At 21.1% G+C, this 1,169-nt stretch carries 1 protein-coding gene; it reads left to right on the forward strand.

Going from position 1 to position 1,169, the window contains the following annotated elements; all coding sequences use genetic code 11:
* On the forward strand, positions 1–1,169 hold a 1,169-nt coding region (locus EZH24_RS12245), incomplete at both ends, for a polysaccharide pyruvyl transferase family protein (RefSeq protein WP_137999341.1).

The following is a 1,169-nucleotide window of genomic DNA, read 5'->3' on the forward strand; positions in this document are numbered from 1 at the left end:
GATAATGATAATAAGGGAGTATCTCTTACATTATTAAATACTAAAAAATCTAAAGAAATATTTGATATTATAAATAGCTCTTTTACTTATAAAGATGTTACTTCAATAAAACCTTCAAGCGGAGGTATAGGTGGTAATATGCCTATATTTTTTAGCAGGAAATATTTTTTTGATAATTTAGAGAATGAGTATTTAGAAAAGTTATATAAAAATAGTAAAGATCCAAAATATAATATTGCAATAGTTAATATGATGTTTCAGAATAATTTTGGAGGGGTATTAACTTATTATGCTCTTTTTAATGTAATAAAGAATATCGGATATAATCCAATATTAATTTATAATAGCTATGGTAATAATGGTTTATATGACAATGTAATGGGGTGTAAAACAGCTTTAAAATATTTAAATGTAGGTAATGAAGTTTTTTCTAAAGAAGAACTTCAAAAATATGTAGATAAATGTGATACTTTTATAGTTGGTTCAGATCAGGTCTGGAGATATGATTTTTTTCTAGATAATATATTTTATTATTTACTTAATTTTGTACCAAATAGTAAAAAAAAGATATCTTATTCTTCATCATTTGGAATAGATACATATAATGGAAATAAAGAAAATAAGGTTTTATTTAAGAATTATTTAAATCAATTTGATTATGTATCAGTGAGAGAAGATACTGGTGTTGATATTTGTAAAAATGAATTTTATATTGATGCTGTTCACACATTAGACCCTGTACTTTTATTAGAATCAAAAGATTATGATTATTTAATATCTAAAAGCAAATTAAAAATAGATTATGATTATATAGCAGTATATAATTTAAGATCTGATTTAAATAATATAATTAATACTATATCAGATAAATTAAAATTAAAAGTTATAACAATTAATTTTAATTATTCTGTGGAAGCTTGGCTTTATATCATTAAAAATTCAAAATATCTTATAACAGATTCCTTTCATGGTATATGTTTTGCTATTATTTTTAATATTCCTTTTGTTATTACTCTCAATGAAGAAGCTGGAATATCTAGAATATTATCAATATCAAAGCAATTTAATTTTGAAGATAGAATCATAAAAGATATTAATGAAATAACAGATAAAAAACTAAATAATATAATCAATATGGATTTTACAGAAATAAATAATAAGTTAAAAAT

Source organism: Brachyspira catarrhinii, from assembly GCF_005518285.1.
Classification (GTDB): domain Bacteria; phylum Spirochaetota; class Brachyspiria; order Brachyspirales; family Brachyspiraceae; genus Brachyspira; species Brachyspira catarrhinii.